General features: G+C 65.9%; 18 protein-coding genes. 7 read left to right on the top strand and 11 right to left on the bottom strand.

Annotated elements, in window-relative coordinates:
* Nucleotides 1-234: 234 nt before the first annotated feature.
* The 4 genes from ACQR13_RS17820 (at nt 235) to ACQR13_RS17805 (ending at nt 2,557) form a co-directional block, all read left to right on the top strand.
* Nucleotides 235-558: a heavy metal-binding domain-containing protein gene (locus ACQR13_RS17820; RefSeq protein ID WP_315717915.1), complete on the top strand. Its 324-nt coding sequence runs from the start codon at nt 235-237 to the stop codon at nt 556-558.
* On the top strand, nt 555-782 hold the full coding sequence (locus ACQR13_RS17815; RefSeq protein WP_315717916.1) for a hypothetical protein: 228 nt from the start codon (nt 555-557) through the stop codon (nt 780-782). Before ACQR13_RS17820 ends, ACQR13_RS17815 begins: the two co-directional genes overlap by 4 nt.
* A 267-nt stretch (nt 783-1,049) precedes the next feature.
* Nucleotides 1,050-1,883, top strand: a complete 834-nt coding sequence (locus ACQR13_RS17810; protein WP_315751522.1) for a PhzF family phenazine biosynthesis protein — start codon at nt 1,050-1,052, stop codon at nt 1,881-1,883.
* An 86-nt stretch (nt 1,884-1,969) separates the two neighbouring features.
* Nucleotides 1,970-2,557, top strand: coding sequence for an NADPH-dependent FMN reductase (locus ACQR13_RS17805; protein ID WP_315828026.1), 588 nt, complete (start codon nt 1,970-1,972; stop codon nt 2,555-2,557).
* Between the two features lie 25 nt (nt 2,558-2,582).
* Here ACQR13_RS17805 and ACQR13_RS17800 read toward each other — a convergent pair whose 3' ends face one another.
* The 10 genes from ACQR13_RS17800 to coxB all read right to left on the bottom strand — a co-directional run bounded on the left by ACQR13_RS17800 (nt 2,583) and on the right by coxB (nt 10,413).
* Nucleotides 2,583-2,987 carry a carboxymuconolactone decarboxylase family protein gene (locus ACQR13_RS17800; protein WP_315751295.1) on the bottom strand — a complete coding sequence of 135 codons (405 nt, stop codon included), beginning with the start codon at nt 2,985-2,987 and terminating at the stop codon, nt 2,583-2,585.
* Nucleotides 2,926-3,393, bottom strand: a complete 468-nt coding sequence (locus ACQR13_RS17795; protein ID WP_315751293.1) for a MerR family transcriptional regulator — start codon at nt 3,391-3,393, stop codon at nt 2,926-2,928. Before ACQR13_RS17795 ends, ACQR13_RS17800 begins: the two co-directional genes overlap by 62 nt.
* A gap of 84 nt (nt 3,394-3,477) precedes the next feature.
* The gene (locus tag ACQR13_RS17790) at nt 3,478-4,239 is read right to left on the bottom strand and encodes an SURF1 family protein (protein WP_315751291.1); all 762 of its coding nucleotides are present in this window, start codon (nt 4,237-4,239) and stop codon (nt 3,478-3,480) included.
* A 205-nt stretch (nt 4,240-4,444) separates the two neighbouring features.
* Nucleotides 4,445-4,834, bottom strand: a complete 390-nt coding sequence (locus ACQR13_RS17785) for a DUF983 domain-containing protein (protein WP_315717920.1) — start codon at nt 4,832-4,834, stop codon at nt 4,445-4,447.
* A gap of 166 nt (nt 4,835-5,000) precedes the next feature.
* A complete protein-coding gene (locus ACQR13_RS17780) occupies nt 5,001-5,858 on the bottom strand; it encodes a cytochrome c oxidase subunit 3 (protein WP_315717921.1) in 858 nt (285 codons plus the stop codon).
* A gap of 87 nt (nt 5,859-5,945) precedes the next feature.
* Nucleotides 5,946-6,605, bottom strand: coding sequence for a cytochrome c oxidase assembly protein (locus ACQR13_RS17775; RefSeq protein WP_409998642.1), 660 nt, complete (start codon nt 6,603-6,605; stop codon nt 5,946-5,948).
* Between the two features lie 7 nt (nt 6,606-6,612).
* On the bottom strand, nt 6,613-6,789 hold the full coding sequence (locus ACQR13_RS17770) for a CoxF protein (protein WP_315717922.1): 177 nt from the start codon (nt 6,787-6,789) through the stop codon (nt 6,613-6,615).
* A gap of 20 nt (nt 6,790-6,809) precedes the next feature.
* Nucleotides 6,810-7,748 carry a heme o synthase gene (locus tag ACQR13_RS17765; RefSeq protein ID WP_315751287.1) on the bottom strand — a complete coding sequence of 313 codons (939 nt, stop codon included), beginning with the start codon at nt 7,746-7,748 and terminating at the stop codon, nt 6,810-6,812.
* Between the two features lie 146 nt (nt 7,749-7,894).
* A complete protein-coding gene (gene ctaD, locus ACQR13_RS17760; RefSeq protein WP_315717924.1) occupies nt 7,895-9,508 on the bottom strand; it encodes a cytochrome c oxidase subunit I in 1,614 nt (537 codons plus the stop codon).
* Between the two features lie 68 nt (nt 9,509-9,576).
* Nucleotides 9,577-10,413, bottom strand: a complete 837-nt coding sequence (coxB, locus tag ACQR13_RS17755; RefSeq protein WP_434863037.1) for a cytochrome c oxidase subunit II — start codon at nt 10,411-10,413, stop codon at nt 9,577-9,579.
* A 480-nt stretch (nt 10,414-10,893) separates the two neighbouring features.
* On the opposite strand from coxB, the gene ACQR13_RS17750 reads away from it, so the two are divergent.
* Nucleotides 10,894-11,520, top strand: a complete 627-nt coding sequence (locus ACQR13_RS17750) for an invasion associated locus B family protein (RefSeq protein WP_434863036.1) — start codon at nt 10,894-10,896, stop codon at nt 11,518-11,520.
* Between the two features lie 84 nt (nt 11,521-11,604).
* Here the strand turns inward: ACQR13_RS17750 and ACQR13_RS17745 are convergent, their stop codons facing one another.
* Nucleotides 11,605-12,105 (bottom strand): GNAT family N-acetyltransferase, encoded by a 501-nt coding sequence (locus tag ACQR13_RS17745; protein WP_434863106.1) that lies wholly within the window; start codon nt 12,103-12,105, stop codon nt 11,605-11,607.
* A gap of 84 nt (nt 12,106-12,189) precedes the next feature.
* Between ACQR13_RS17745 and tldD the strand changes: the two genes are divergently transcribed.
* The gene (tldD, locus tag ACQR13_RS17740) at nt 12,190-13,614 is read left to right on the top strand and encodes a metalloprotease TldD (protein WP_316170721.1); all 1,425 of its coding nucleotides are present in this window, start codon (nt 12,190-12,192) and stop codon (nt 13,612-13,614) included.
* A gap of 11 nt (nt 13,615-13,625) precedes the next feature.
* Nucleotides 13,626-14,414, top strand: a complete 789-nt coding sequence (gene lepB / locus ACQR13_RS17735; RefSeq protein WP_434863105.1) for a signal peptidase I — start codon at nt 13,626-13,628, stop codon at nt 14,412-14,414.
* Nucleotides 14,415-14,774 lie beyond the last annotated feature (360 nt).

Below are 14,774 nucleotides of genomic sequence, written 5' to 3'. Positions count from 1 at the left end.
CAACGAAGTCCTTGCCGTTCAGCAAGATTCGAAAGCGCACGATTTCACCCGACGATACTGCCCACGCGGACGCTCGGTACCCCACCGCATCATCAGAGCCTATCTGGGGGTAAGATTCGATGAATTTGGCCGAGGGAGGGCGACAACGGAACGTTAGGACTCGCCCGGACCTTGGCGACTTCGAACCTCAGGAGCGCTCGCTCGGACCAAATAGGACCACAACAGGAGCCTTCCATGATCGTCGTAACGACGGAAAACGTGACCGGCCACCGCACGGTGCGGATGCTGGGGCAGTGTTTTGGGGTGGTGGTGCGCAGCCGCGGGCTCGGGGGCAATCTGGTGGCCAGCCTGCGCTCGATCGTCGGCGGCGAGATCCACGAGTACACGCAGATGCTGGAGGAGGCGCGGCGCCATGCGCTCGACCGGCTCGTCTCCAACGCCACGTCGATGGGCGCCAACGCCATTCTGATGATGCGTTTCGATAGCGCCGAGATCGGCCAGACCATGAGCGAGATCGTCGCCTATGGCACCGCCGCCGTCATCGAACCCGCGCCGTGATCGATCTCGTGCTCTGGCTCGCGGTCATATCAGCGGTCGTCCTGGTGTGGTTCGTCTTCCGCCAGGGAGGCTACAAGCGCGATGCGCTGGCGGCGCCGCCAGGCCCGGACTGGATCAAGACCGAGGAGCGCTTCGTCGATCCCACCAGCGGCGAGACGCTGGACGTGTGGTTTCATCCGCGGACCGGCGAGCGGGCGTATGTGAGGGCGGGCCGATCCGTGTAGACCGCGGTCGAACGCGGGAGACCATCGCACCGACGACACAGGGAAGCCGCGTCACATTCCGCCGTCGTCCCTGCGAACGCAGGGACCCATAACCACCGGCTTCGGTGGGACGACGACTGGCAGTTGCGCTTCACCGATAGATTCCGCGGTATGGGTCCCTGCGTTCGCAGGGACGACAGCGGTGCGTGGAGTCACGTCTTGTACATCTTCACTTGCGAGCGCTGAAAGCCTAGCATCGCCAACACAGAGATCGAGCGCGAGACCTCCATGATCATCCAGCACATCGCAGCCTTCACCGACGGCCCACGCGGCGGCAATCCGGCCGGGGTCGTCATCTGCGAGGCGCTGCCCGAGGCCGCCACCATGCAGGCGACGGCGGCGGAGATCGGCTATTCGGAGACGGCGTTCGCGGCGCCCATCGGCGACAAATGGCGGGTGCGCTATTTCGCGCCGCAGGCCGAGGTGGATTTCTGCGGCCACGCGACGATTGCGCTCGGCGCGGCGCTGGCGAGGCACGAGCGCTCCGGCACGTTCGCACTGACGCTCAACCATGCCGAAATCACTGTCGACGGGCATCATTCGGCGACCGACTGGAGCGCGGCGTTTCGATCGCCGCCGACGCTGACCCGGGCCCTGCCATCTGCGGCGCTCGACAAGATCCTGACGCTGTTCGGGCTGTCGCAAGACGAACTCGACGAGCGGATCCCGCCGGTGATCGCTCACGCCGGCATGGATCATCCAGTGATTGCCCTGCGCGACCGCAGCCGCCTGGCTGCCATCAGCTACGACTTCGCTCGAGGCCAGGTGCTGGCACAGCGTGAGCGCTTCTGCACCTTCGCCCTCGTACACGCCGAGACGCCGCAGCTGTTTCACGCCCGCAACCCGTTTCCGTTCGGCGGGGTCTACGAGGACCCGGCGACGGGCGCGGCGGCCGCGGCGCTGGCCGGCTATCTGCGCGAGCTCGCCTGGGCGACCGAGCGGCCGATCGTGATCCGCCAGGGCGAGGACATGGGCGTGCCCTGCTGCCTGCAGGTCGATCTCGACGGCCCTCCAGGCGCGCCGGTCCGGGTGTCCGGGCGAGCCCGGCTGATTCACGCGTGATTTGATTTGAAATCCCGGGGCGCCTGGCCGCCATAGTGCGCGGGCTGCAAGAACGAGCGCTTCGTTCGCCAGCGGAGCACGCCGTGATGATGTCGACCGAGATGCAGCAGGACACATCGCTCATCGTTCTGATCAGCGGCAGCCTGCGCGCCCGCTCGGCCTGCCGTGCAGCGATCGTCGCCGCGGCCGAGCTGGCGCCAGCGGATGTCACGCCGGCGATCTACGTCGGGCTGAGCGAGCTGCCGCACTTCAATCCCGACCACGATTGCGATCCCTTGCCCGAGCCGGTCATTCGCTTGCGCAAGCTGCTCGGCGACGCCCGCGCCGTCATGCTGTCGACCCCGGAATATGCGGGCTCGCTGCCGGGCAGCTTCAAGAACATGATCGATTGGACCGTCAGTGCCGGCAGCCTCTATCGACGGCCGATCGGCTGGATCAACTGCTCGGCCCATGGTGGCGCGCACGACGCCCATGCCGACCTGCGCAGGGTGCTGGAGCGCGCGGGCGCGACGATCGTCGATGAGGCTTGCGTCGCCGTACCGGTGCCGCCGACGGCAATGACCGCAGATGGTCGCATCGCGGCCCCCGACATGCGTGCGGCCATCGCGGATGCGATCGCCGCACTGGCCTTGGCCGCGTCCGCAGGCGATGAGAACACACAGCCATCGTCATGACTGTGCTCACCGCGGGCGCCCGAATTCATGCGGGCTTCGCGTCCGCTTCCGCGAACACCGCCTTGGCCGCGAACAATCCATTGAGCGCGGCGGGAAAGCCGGCATAGACCGCCATCTGCATGATCACCTCGGTGATTTCCGCCCGGCTGAGGCCGACATTGAGGCCCGCATGGAGGTGCACCTTGAGCTGCGGGCTGGCATTGCCGAGCGCGGTCAGCGCTGCGATGGTCGCGATCTCGCGGCTGCGCAGATCGAGGCCGGGGCGCGAATAGATGTCGCCGAACGGAAACTCGATCACGTAGGTCGCGAAATCCGGCGCGATGTCGGCGAGCGCCGCGATCACATTGCGGCCGGCCTCGCCGTCGATGCTATCGAGCGCGCGCCGGCCGCGCGCCAGCCGATCCTGATCGTTGTTGGCGCTGGATGGCATCGGGCTCGTCGTCGTGGCCTGGTTGGGCGTGGATCGCGTCATCATCGTTCGTCCTCTCGCTGCTGCCGGCATAGCCGGCGATCTTGCCGTCGAGAACGAGAAGGCAGTCCTGCAGGCTGGCGACACGCGCCCGGACCGCGTCGCGATGCCGCTCCAGGAGCCGGCGTCGTTCCGGCTCCGTAGCAGCGCCGCCCGCACGCAGCTCGGCGTAGCGCAGCATGTCCCGGATCGGCATTCCCGTGGCCTTGAGACGGCCGAGGAATTCGATCCAGGTCAGGATCGATGCGTCGTAGTCCCGCTGGCGGGCATGATCGCGATCGGCCCTGGGCAGCAGCCCGATCCGCTCGTAGTAGCGGATCGTATGGGGCGTCAGCCCCGACTGCCTGGCCAGTTCGCCGATCTTCATGCGCCCCTATCTCCATTCACGACGCCACGCAGGCTACGGGTTCGAGTGCGCTCTAAGTCAAGCGACGTTTCGCGGACTACGGGCTCATCGGTTCGCTGCGCGCCGACCCCGCGCCCACACCGCGAACGCGACGATCAACGCGGCGGCCAGAGAGAACCACGTGATCGCGTATTGCATGTGCTCGTCGCGCAGATGCGGCGACAGCGGGCCGGGCTTGGGAATGCCATTGTCGGGCACCGGCGATTCCAGATCGATGTAGAACGGCGCGACCTCGCCCCAGCCGAGCGTCTTGGCCATCGCGCGATGGTCGCGCGTGAACCACAGCCGCTTTTCGCGGCTCTCGGCGGCGGTGAGCAAACCGGCAGCCTCGGGAAAGCGCAGATAGCCGGTCAGGGTCACGGGCTCGCCGGTGACGAGCTTGGCGGTGGCGCGGTCCTGCACCGCGCGCTCCTGCATCGTGTTGGCGACGAAGCCGGCGTCGATCACGACGGTCTCGCCGGACGGCAGGCGCGCCGGCAGGAATGCCCAGGTGCCGGGGCCCGAGACGTCCTCGCGCACGGCAGAGCCGGCGCTGTAGACCATCGCATCGGGGAGCTTGGCGTAAGTGGCGGTGAAGCTGACGCGACGGAATTCGTCGTGCTCGGGCGTCAAGCTGCGCCATTCGTCTTGTGGCGGCAGCGGTGCGGGCGACGTGGCGACGCGCTCGGTCAGCGCCGCGATCAGCGCGTGCTTTTCCGCACGGCGCTGCAATTGCCAGATGCCGAGGCCTGCGAACAGCGCGACCATGACGACGGTGAAGGCGGCGAAGGCGCGGGAGGACGTTTTGCGGCTGGGCGCACTCGTCATTGCGGAGATGTCCGCGGCGAGGTGAACGCTTTGCCGGAGCGAACGGTGCGCTCCCCTCCCCCTTGCGGGGAGGGGTTGGGGGTGGGGATGCCCCAACAGAGACTGCCACTGGGGCTACCCCCCTCCCCGGCCCTCCCCCACAAGGGGGGAGGGAGCGCACCTTCGGCGCCGCTCAGATGTGCAACTCGCACGCGCAGGCGCCAGCTCATCGCGGCGTCTTGTCCACCAGGCGGCCGGGGGCGGCCTTGTGGTGGAATTGCAGGGCGATCAGCAGCGACTTCATCGCGCGCAACGGCAGCAGCGTCGTCACCAGGATCAGCGGTCCCCAGAGCGCGGCATGGACCCAGAACGGCGGCTGATACTTCACCTCGACGATCAGCGCGGCGCCAACCACGATGGCGCCGGCGAGCATCATGATGAAGATCGCCGGACCGTCGCCGGTGTCGATGAAGGCGTAGTCGAGATCGCAGGCTTCGCAGCGCTTGCGCAGGTTGAGGAAGCCGTCGAACAGCTTGCCCTGGCCACAGCGTGGGCAGCGGCAGGCGAGCCCGCGCAGGACGGTCTGGGCCAAAGTGACGGGCGGATGGGTGGTCATGGTGTCTTGCCCCCTGGGCGGCCGCGCGACGCCTCATGGTGATACAACCGGAGGCGACGAGAGCGGATCACATTTCGATCAACCGCCGGGCGCCGCTGCAACGAGAAAGGGCGGCCCGACGGCCGCCCCTTCTTAGCACGTTCGACGGAACCGGTGCGCGCCGGCTTCAGTGCGCGCCGTGGGCCATCGTCTCGGCGCCGTGGCCCCAGACGTAGATGCAGATGAACAGGAACAGCCAGACCACGTCGACGAAGTGCCAGTACCAGGCGGCGAACTCGAAGCCGAGATGCTGCTTGGGCGTGAAGTGGCCGGCATAGGCGCGCGCCAGGCAGACGGTCAGGAAGATCGTGCCGACCAGGACGTGGAAGCCGTGGAAGCCGGTCGCCATGAAGAAGGTCGAGCCGTAGACGTGGCCGGCGAACGAGAACGTTGCGTGGCTGTACTCATAGGCCTGCACGCAGGTGAAGGTGGCACCCAGGAGGATGGTGAGGATCAGGCCATATTTCAGGCCCTTGCGGTCGCCCTCGAGCAGCGCGTGGTGCGCCCAGGTCACCGTGGTGCCCGAGGTCAGCAGGATCAGCGTGTTGAGCAGCGGCAGGTGCCAGGGATCGAAGGTCTCGATGCCCTTGGGCGGCCAGACGCCGCCGAACAGGGCCTCGCGGGTGGCCTGCACCTCGAAGTTCGGATACAGCGCGGCATTGAAATAGGCCCAGAACCAGGCGACGAAGAACATCACCTCGGAGGCGATGAACAGGATCATGCCGTAGCGGTGATGGAGCTGCACCACGCGGGTGTGGTCGCCCTTGTATTGCGCTTCCTTGATGACGTCGCCCCACCAGCTCGCCATGGTGTAGAGCACGCCGATGGTGCCGATGCCGAACACGATCGGCGCGGCGCCGAACATCTTGTGCATCCAGCCGATCGCACCGAACGCCATGATGAAGGCCGAAACCGAGCCGACGAACGGCCAAGGGCTCGGATCGACGAGATGGTAGTCGTGATGCTTGGCGTGCGCCTCAGCCATGGCAAGTCTCTCCCCAGATCGATGCCGGTCGCGCCGGCACGGTGTCGTTCAACGGCGATGGTCCCCGAATATCGGACGTCCGCGCGGTCATAGGCTGCCCCGCGGTTTGTCCGGCTCGCCCGCCGCGACCGGCTTCGGTGCGTCGCGGACGGGATAGAAGGTGTAAGACAGCGTGATCGTCTTCAAACTGTCGTTCTCGTGATCGGCTGTTATCGCCGGGTCGACGTAGAACACCACCGGCATCTCGCGGGTCTCGCCCGGCGCCATGGTCTGCTCGGTAAAGCAGAAGCAGTTGATCTTCTGGAAGTAGGCGCCCGATGTCAGCGGCGACACATTGTAGGCCGCCTGCGCCATGGTGGTGCGCGCCGACTGGTTGGTGACCGTGTAGTAGACCGTGACCACCTCGCCGATCGCGACCTCGATCTCGGTCTTCTCCGGCTCGAACTTCCAGGGCAAACCGCCGGCGACATTGGAGTCGAAGCGCACGGAGATCCGGCGCGCCAGCGGCGCCGAGGATGGCGCTGATGTCGCGACCTGCGTGGTGCCGTTGAAGCCGGTGGCGCGGCAGAACCAGTTGTAGAACGGCACGGCGGCATAGGACGCGCCGACCATCAGCACCACGACGGCGCCGCAGATGCCGCCGACCAGCGCATCGCGGCTGAGGCCGCGGCGCGGCGCGGCCGGCGCGGTCGCCGAAACGATCTGGTCGGTTGTCTCCATCGCGGTCTGCTTCGTCCCGTCCTGCATCACGTCTCTACATCGGCCGATTCAGCACCGCGGGACCCTTCACCATGGTCACCGCGAAGAACAGCACCACCAGCACGCCGAGCGCGAGCGCAATCGCGATCGAGCGGCGACGGCGGCTGCGCAGCTGCGCCTCGGTGAGGACGATGCCCTCTTGCTCGTTCGGATCTGCCATCGTGGTCGCCATGTTTTCCAGTCTCGCGCCTCTTACCAGATCAGCGGCGCGATCATGCGCGCGACCGCTTCGAGTCCGAGCGTAGCGAACAGCACGAACAGATAAAGGATCGAGAAGGCGAACAGCTTGCGGTTGGCGCGTAGCGAGGCGCTGCGCTCGCGCTTGCGGAACACCTCGACCGCGAGCCACAGCATGCCCGTGCCGAGCGCCAGCGAGACGACACCGTAGACGGCATCGAAATAGCCGAGCGGCCACGGCGCGGCGGCGATCGCCACCAGGACGATGGTGTAGAGCAGGATCTGCAGCCGGGTCGCATCGGGGCCGGCGACCACCGGCAGCATCGGCACGCCGGCGCGGGCGTAGTCATCGCTGCGGAACAGCGCCAGCGCCCAGAAATGCGGCGGGGTCCAGAAGAAGATGATCAGGAACAGCCAGAGCGGCTCCGGCGCGATCGAGCCGGTGGCGGACACCCAGGCGACCACCGGCGGCAAGGCGCCGGCGGCGCCGCCGATGACGATGTTCTGCGCAGTCCAGCGCTTCAGCCACAGCGTGTAGATGACGACGTAGAAGAAGATGGTGAAGGCGAGCAGCGCACCGGCGAACCAGTTGACGAGGATGCCGAGCGTTAGCACCGAGAAGAACGACAGCGTGATGCCGAAGGCGAGCGCCTCCTGGCGGGTGACGCGGCCGCGCGGAATCGGGCGGTTGGCGGTGCGCGACATCAGCGAGTCGATGTCGCCTTCCAGCGCCATGTTGAGCGCGCCGGAGGCGCCGGCCCCGACCGCGATGCACAGCAGTGAGGTGATGGCGAGCACCGGGTGGAAATGGCCCGGAGCGATCAGCAGGCCGATCAGCGCCGTGAAGATCACGAGCGACATCACCCGCGGCTTCAGGAGCGCGAGATAATCGCCGACATCGGCCTCGGAAATCCGCGGGCCGACGGCAATGGCGTTCTGATCGATGACCGACACGGCGAATCCAGACTTCAATTCACAGACTTCAATTCAAAAGGTTCTGGGACAGGGAGTGCCAGAACCGCGCTTCCGGCGCGGCACCAGGCGCGCCACCGGCAGAGATCGACGCGGCGCCGGATGGCGCCGCGTCGGAGAGATCAGGTTCACTGCACCTTCGGCAGCACCTCGAACTGGTGGAACGGCGGCGGTGAGGACAGGGTCCATTCCAGCGTCGTCGCACCCGGTCCCCACGGATTGTTCGCGGCCTGCTGCTTGCGCATGAAGGCGTCGACCACCCCATAGATGAAGATCAGGACGCCGAAGGCCGAGATGTAGGAGCCGATCGACGAGACCAGGTTCCAGCCCGCATAGGCATCGGGATAGTCGATGTAGCGGCGCGGCATGCCCGACAGGCCGAGGAAGTGCTGCGGGAAGAACACCAGGTTGACGCCGACGAAGGTGACCCAGAAGTGCGCCTTCGCGATCGTCTCGTTGTACATGTAGCCGAACATCTTCGGGAACCAGTAGTACCAGCCGGCGAAGATGGCGAACACGGCGCCGAGCGACAGCACGTAGTGGAAGTGCGCGACGACGTAGTAGGTGTCCTGCAGCACACGGTCGACGCCGGCGTTCGCCAGCACGACGCCGGTGACGCCGCCGACCGTGAACAGGAAGATGAAGCCCACGGCCCACAGCATCGGCGCGCGGAACTCGATCGAGCCGCCCCACATCGTGGCGATCCAGGAGAAGATCTTCACGCCGGTCGGCACCGCGATCACCATGGTGGCGGCGACGAAATAGGCCTGCGTCGCCGAGGACATGCCGACCGTGTACATGTGGTGCGCCCACACCACGAAGCCGATGCCGCCGATCGCGACCATGGCGTAGGCCATGCCGAGATAGCCGAACACCGGCTTGCGCGAGAAGGTCGACACGATCTGGCTGATCATGCCGAAGCCGGGCAGGATCAGGATATACACTTCCGGATGGCCGAAGAACCAGAACAGGTGCTGGAACAGCACCGGGTCACCGCCGCCGGCCGGATCGAAGAAGGTGGTGCCGAAATTGCGGTCGGTCAGCATCATCGTGATGGCGCCGGCGAGCACCGGCAGCGACAGCAGCAGCAGGAACACCGTCACCAGGATCGACCACACGAACAGCGGCATCTTGTGCAGGGTCATGCCCGGCGCGCGCATGTTGAAGATGGTGGTGATGAAGTTGATCGACCCGAGGATCGACGACGCACCGGCAAGGTGCAGCGACAGGATCGCGAAATCCACCGCCGGTCCGGGATGGCCCGAGGTCGACAGCGGCACATACATCGTCCAGCCGGCGCCGACGCCGTTGGCGCCGGGCTCGCCCTCGACGAAGGTCGAGGTCAAAAGCAGCGCGAACGAGGCGGGCAGCAGCCAGAACGAGATGTTGTTCATGCGCGGGAACGCCATGTCCGGCGCGCCGATCATCAGCGGCACCATCCAGTTGCCGAAGCCGCCGATCATCGCCGGCATGACCATGAAGAAGATCATGATCAGGCCGTGCGAGGTCACGAACACGTTGTAGGTGTGGTTCTCGTGGAACAGCTGCACACCCGGATACATCAGCTCGATGCGGATCGCGACCGACATGGCGAGGCCGATGATGCCGGCGCACACCGCGAAGATCAGATACATCGTGCCGATGTCTTTGTGGTTGGTCGAATAGATCCAGCGCCGCCATCCGGTCGGATGGTCGTGCGCGTGATCGTCATGGCCGGTCAGGGTCGTCGCGTTCGTCGCCATTGTCCAATCCTCAGTGTCCCCGTGGACCGCCAAGGCGGCCCTCAATCTCAGCGTTCATCCCCGCCCGGCTACTGCGACACGCCCGCAGCCGACGCATAGGTGCTCGTGGGCGCGCTGGCGTACTTCTTCTTGGCGTCCTCGACCCAGGCGGTGAATTCCTGGTCGCTCACGACGCGCACCGCGATCGGCATGTAGGCGTGGTCCTTGCCGCACAGCTCCGAGCACTGGCCGTAATACATGCCGACCTTGGTCGCCTTGAACCAGGTCTCGTTGAGGCGGCCGGGAATGGCGTCGATCTTGACGCCGAACGACGGGATCGCCCAGGAGTGGATCACGTCGGCGCCGGTGGTCTGGACGCGAATCACCTTGTTGACCGGCACGACCATCTCGTTGTCGACGGCGAGCAGGCGCGGCTGCTTGTCCTGCGCCAGCAGCGAGTCGAACTCGAACTTGCCGTTGTCGGGATAGGCGTAGCTCCAGTACCACTGCTTGCCGGTGGCCTTGATGGTCACATCGGCCTTCGGCACATCCAGCTCGAGGAACAGCAGCCGGAACGACGGCACCGCGATCATGACCAGGATCAGCACCGGGATCAGCGTCCAAGCCACCTCGATCAGCGTGTTGTGCGTCGTCCGCGACGGCACCGGGTTGGCGCGCGCGTTGAACTTGACCACCACGGCGACCAGCAGCGCCAGCACGAACAGCGTGATGATGGTGATGATCGTCAGCAGCAGGCCGTGGAACCAGGTGATGTTCTCCATCACCGGCGTCGCAGCCTCCTGCAGCTTGACTTCCCATGGCGCCGGCTGGCCCGTTTCAGCAAACGCCGCTCCACCCGACACGAGCGTCATGCCCGTTACAGCCAACCCCAGCAAGGCGCTCAATTGGCCTCTCGACATCTTCATGCCGTCGCGCTCCCTTCAGAACTTTCCCCCTCAGCGCACCGCCCGCTTCACGCAGCGGCGCGCCGTTCGATCCGCTCTCCTGACAAATGGCCTTCGGGCGGATGCATAGAAAAGCACCTGGGCCAGTTCACTGGAATGACGAAATCTTTCTTCTCAAACCATAATTCTTGATCTATCGCAATGCAGTCTTGCGCCGGATATCGCGCGCGGCGCTGTTCGTCGCGACAAGCGTATTTTCCGGGAGATTGCCGCATGCCGCGATTTCGCGGGCAACGGGCGCTTGACAGGCGTGCGGCGCGATGTAGGCAAACGGGACACGGCCGTTTGCGAGGCTGATTCGGCGAGGCGCAGCGGCAGCGCCCACCAGGGTGCGGCCATATTTGGTATCGTTTCGTGCCGTACGCCGGTGACGCTGTCCTCAAGACGCCATCATTGCCGTATCATGGCGTCGGACGCGCAGATCACCCACAGGAAATTGTCATGGCACCGACCCGGATCAGGGTTTCAACGGACAGGACAGCTGACATGTCGACCCCAGCTGCGAATGACTCGCGCCGTTTGTACCGATTCAGCGCGGTGCGTGCGCGACTCGCGCGTGTTGCCGCGATGACCTCCGCGGCGACCGCGGTCGCGATGATCGCTGCGACGGTGATCGGCGTGCCGCATGCGGCGTTGGCGCAGGGCGCGGTGCGCTCGGTGCATGGCGACTGGCAGATCCGCTGCGACACCCCGCCCGGCGCGCAGAGCGAGCAGTGCGCGCTGATCCAGAGCGTCGTGGCCGAGGACCGTTCCAATGCCGGCCTCACCGTGATCATGCTGAAGACCGCAGACCAGAAGAGCCGGCTGATGCGCGTCGTGGCGCCGCTCGGCGTGCTGCTGCCGTCCGGCCTCGGCCTGAAGCTCGACAACCAGGATGTCGGCCGCGCCGGCTTCGTGCGCTGCCTGCCCAATGGCTGCGTCGCTGAGGTGGTGCTGGAGGACAAGCTGCTCGGCCAGCTCAAGACGGCGAAGACCGCGACCTTCATCATCTTCGAGACGCCGGAGGAAGGCATCGGCTTCCCGCTGAGCCTCAACGGACTCGCCGAAGGCTTCGACAAGCTGCCCTGACGTCGGCCGCGATTGACAACCCCTTCGCAGCACGATGCCGTGATCGAGCCGTGAGTTCGCGCGTCTGAATGCGCGCCCGCGGCCTCAGCGCCGCCCGTCGAGCGCCAGCGCCATCACCAGCAGGGTCTTGTCGAACCCGTCATCGCCGGGCTCCCGCGGTTGCACCGCCTTGAGCAGGAATCCGGCCTTCTGGTACAGCCTGATGGCGTTGGTGTTGCTGCGGTAAACCGTGAGCTCGACACGCGAGAAGCCAGCCGCCCGCGCCGCCTCGAGCGCCGCCGCCATCAGTCGTCTGCCCAGGCCCTGGTGCCGGAACTGCGGCATAAGGCCCATGCCGAGCACCCCGATCCGGGCATCGATTGGCCCCGATTTGGGCGTCACATCGCACCAGCCGACCACCTCCCCGGCCGAGAGAGCGACGAATTGCGGATATCCCTGGTGGATGTTGTTCAGAATGAAGGCGCGCGTCGACTCCAGCGGCGGCGCCTGCACGAACGACAGATAGCGCCGTTCGCGCGCGACGTAATCGAGCGTGCGGTGGAAGCTCTCGATGTGAGCGGACGTGATGGGAACGATCTCAACCATGTCAGTTCGGTAATCATCCAGCCCCTCGCGCCCCGGCGTCAAAACAACTATCTTGGAATGATCGCTCCGACAACGGATTGACCCATGACTGCTCCCACCACTTCCCTGCTCGAACGCGCCAATCTGGACCGTGATACGGTCCGGAGCGAGGTCGCGCGTGGCCTGGCCGGCGCCGATGACGGCGAATTGTTCTTCGAATACAGCCAGACCGAAGCGCTGACCTTCGACAATGGCCGGCTGAAGCAGGCGACCTATGACACCAGCCAGGGATTCGGCCTGCGCGCGGTGAAGGACGATGCAGTCGGCTATGCCCATTCCTCCGACGTCTCGCTGCCGGCGCTGATGCGCGCAGCCGATGCCGTCAGCGCCGTGCGCGGCGGCTATTCCGGCACGTTCGCGAGCCCGCCGCCGCACACCAACGTCCGGCTCTATGGCGACGATAATCCGCTGGATGCTCCGGGGTTCGAAAGCAAGGTCAAGCTGCTCGGCGAGATCGACGCTTACTTGCGCGACAAGGATCCGCGCGTGCGCCAGGTGACCGTGAGCCTCGGCGCGACCTGGCAGGTCGTGGAGATCCTGCGGCCCGACGGCGAGAGCTATCGCGACATCCGCCCGCTGGTGCGCGTGAACGTCTCGGTGGTCGCCGGCCAGGGTGATCGCCAGGAGACCGGCAGCAAGGGTTATGGCGGCCGCGAGGCCTATGCCCGCTTCATCGAGACCAAGGCGTGGCGCGAGGCCGCCGACGGTGCGCTGCGCGAGGCCCTGGTCAATCTGGAATCGGTCCCCGCTCCCGCCGGCGAGATGGACGTCGTGCTCGGCGCCGGCTGGCCCGGCGTGATGCTGCATGAAGCCGTCGGTCACGGCCTCGAGGGCGACTTCAACCGCAAGAAGACCTCGGCCTTCGCCGGGCTGATGGGCAAGCCGGTCGCCGCCAAGGGCGTCACCGTGGTCGATGACGGCACCATGGCCTCGCGCCGCGGCTCGCTGTCGATCGACGACGAGGGCACGCCGACCAGCCGGACCGTGCTGATCGAGGACGGCATCCTGGTCGGCTACATGCAGGACCGCCAGAACGCGCGGCTGATGAACATGGCGCCGACCGGCAACGGCCGCCGTCAGGGCTACGCGCACGTGCCGATGCCGCGCATGACCAACACCTACATGCTGGCGGGCGAGCGCGATCCGGCCGAGATCATCGCCTCGGTCAAGAACGGCATCTATGCCGTCAATTTCGGCGGCGGCCAGGTCGACATCACCTCGGGCAAATACGTCTTCCAGTGCACCGAGGCCTACAGGATCGAGAACGGCAAGGTCGGTGCGCCGGTGAAGGGCGCGATGCTGATCGGCAACGGCCCGACGGATTTGAACCGCATCAGCATGATCGGCAACGATCTGTCGCTCGATACCGGCATCGGCACCTGCGGCAAGAACGGCCAGGGCGTGCCGGTCGGCGTCGGTCAGCCGACGCTTCGCATGGATCGCATTACGGTGGGAGGCACGGGCCGATGAGCCTTGAGAAGATGTCCACGGACAAGACCACCAAGGCGACGCGCACGGGCAGCGTCCGCAAGGAAAGCACCTGGGGCGGCCAGCTCGCGCAGCTCGTCGCGGTCGTCATGGTGGTGTTCGTCGCCAAGGGCGCCATCGCCGAGCCGTTCTACGTGCCGTCGGGCTCGATGGAGCCGACCCTGATGATCGGCGACGCCCTGCTGGCGTCGAAATTCCCCTATGGCTACGGCACCTCGTCGCTGCCAATGCAGATCACGCTGCCGGAGACGGGACGCCTGTTCGGCGAGACGCCGAAGCGCGGCGACGTCGTCGTGTTCCGCTGGCCGGGCGACACCTCGCAGGCCTGGGTCAAGCGCGTCGTCGGCCTGCCGGGCGATCGCATCCAGATGCGCCAGGGCCAGCTCTACATCAACGGCGAGGCCGCCGGACTGAAGCCTGACGGCATCGGCGATGCCGAGGACGACACCGGCCGCAACGAGCCGGCCTATCGCTATGTCGAGACGCTGCCGAACGGCGTGTCGCACCTCATCTTCAAGATGCGCGACAACGGCCGGCTCGACAACACGCCGGAAGTGACCGTGCCGGCGGGCAGGCTGTTCGTGCTCGGCGACAACCGCGACAACTCCGCCGACAGCCGCGTCTCGTTGCGCGACGGCGGCGTCGGCATGCTGCCGATCGACAATCTCGTCGGCCGCGCCGATGCGGTGGTCGGCTCCTGGGATCTCGGCTTCAAGAACCAGCCGGTCTGGGCCTGGCTATCGGGCTTCCGGCTCGACCGCTTCTTCACCGCGGTCCGCTGAACGAACGGTAGGCAATATATTTTCAGCGCCCGTCGACAGAACACGAGAAGAAAACAATGATGCTTGTCGGCAAGCTAGGTTGTGCTAATGATAAGTTACAATTTTGAACGTTTGGTGTTATGCGATCTTGGGTTCAGCCACTTCCGTGCGAAGGCACCATTTCAGCCGTCCTTGGCGCGTCTCTTGGCGTGATACTGGCGCTTGACGGCGGGCTTGCAGGACATGATTGGAGTTACCTTCCGACACAGGCTAGCTTACTTGCCTATGTCGTTGTATTTGCCATCAGCCTACACTTCGCATGCACCGCCGTGATCAAGAAGTCATGGTCGATCTTTGGTTTTTTTCTTGCTCTGTGCGTTA

This window comes from Bradyrhizobium sp. HKCCYLRH3059 (assembly GCF_051168035.1).
Lineage (GTDB): Bacteria > Pseudomonadota > Alphaproteobacteria > Rhizobiales > Xanthobacteraceae > Bradyrhizobium.
The sequence above is the reverse complement of the archived record's forward strand: the minus strand, read 5'-3'. Positions and strand labels throughout refer to the sequence as shown.

Coding starts and splice junctions, on each gene's coding strand:
- ACQR13_RS17745 (WP_434863106.1), bottom strand. CDS start 12,105: ATGGTTGAGATCGTTCCCATCACGTCCGCTCACATCGAGAGCTTCCAC.
- lepB (WP_434863105.1), top strand. CDS start 13,626: ATGTCCACGGACAAGACCACCAAGGCGACGCGCACGGGCAGCGTCCGC.
- ACQR13_RS17785 (WP_315717920.1), bottom strand. CDS start 4,834: ATGACCACCCATCCGCCCGTCACTTTGGCCCAGACCGTCCTGCGCGGG.
- ACQR13_RS17800 (WP_315751295.1), bottom strand. CDS start 2,987: ATGCCATCCAGCGCCAACAACGATCAGGATCGGCTGGCGCGCGGCCGG.
- ctaD (WP_315717924.1), bottom strand. CDS start 9,508: ATGGCGACGAACGCGACGACCCTGACCGGCCATGACGATCACGCGCAC.
- ACQR13_RS17775 (WP_409998642.1), bottom strand. CDS start 6,605: ATGCAGGACGGGACGAAGCAGACCGCGATGGAGACAACCGACCAGATC.
- ACQR13_RS17795 (WP_315751293.1), bottom strand. CDS start 3,393: ATGAAGATCGGCGAACTGGCCAGGCAGTCGGGGCTGACGCCCCATACG.
- ACQR13_RS17790 (WP_315751291.1), bottom strand. CDS start 4,239: ATGACGAGTGCGCCCAGCCGCAAAACGTCCTCCCGCGCCTTCGCCGCC.
- ACQR13_RS17805 (WP_315828026.1), top strand. CDS start 1,970: ATGATGTCGACCGAGATGCAGCAGGACACATCGCTCATCGTTCTGATC.
- coxB (WP_434863037.1), bottom strand. CDS start 10,413: ATGAAGATGTCGAGAGGCCAATTGAGCGCCTTGCTGGGGTTGGCTGTA.
- tldD (WP_316170721.1), top strand. CDS start 12,190: ATGACTGCTCCCACCACTTCCCTGCTCGAACGCGCCAATCTGGACCGT.
- ACQR13_RS17820 (WP_315717915.1), top strand. CDS start 235: ATGATCGTCGTAACGACGGAAAACGTGACCGGCCACCGCACGGTGCGG.
- ACQR13_RS17770 (WP_315717922.1), bottom strand. CDS start 6,789: ATGGCGACCACGATGGCAGATCCGAACGAGCAAGAGGGCATCGTCCTC.
- ACQR13_RS17780 (WP_315717921.1), bottom strand. CDS start 5,858: ATGGCTGAGGCGCACGCCAAGCATCACGACTACCATCTCGTCGATCCG.
- ACQR13_RS17810 (WP_315751522.1), top strand. CDS start 1,050: ATGATCATCCAGCACATCGCAGCCTTCACCGACGGCCCACGCGGCGGC.
- ACQR13_RS17750 (WP_434863036.1), top strand. CDS start 10,894: ATGGCACCGACCCGGATCAGGGTTTCAACGGACAGGACAGCTGACATG.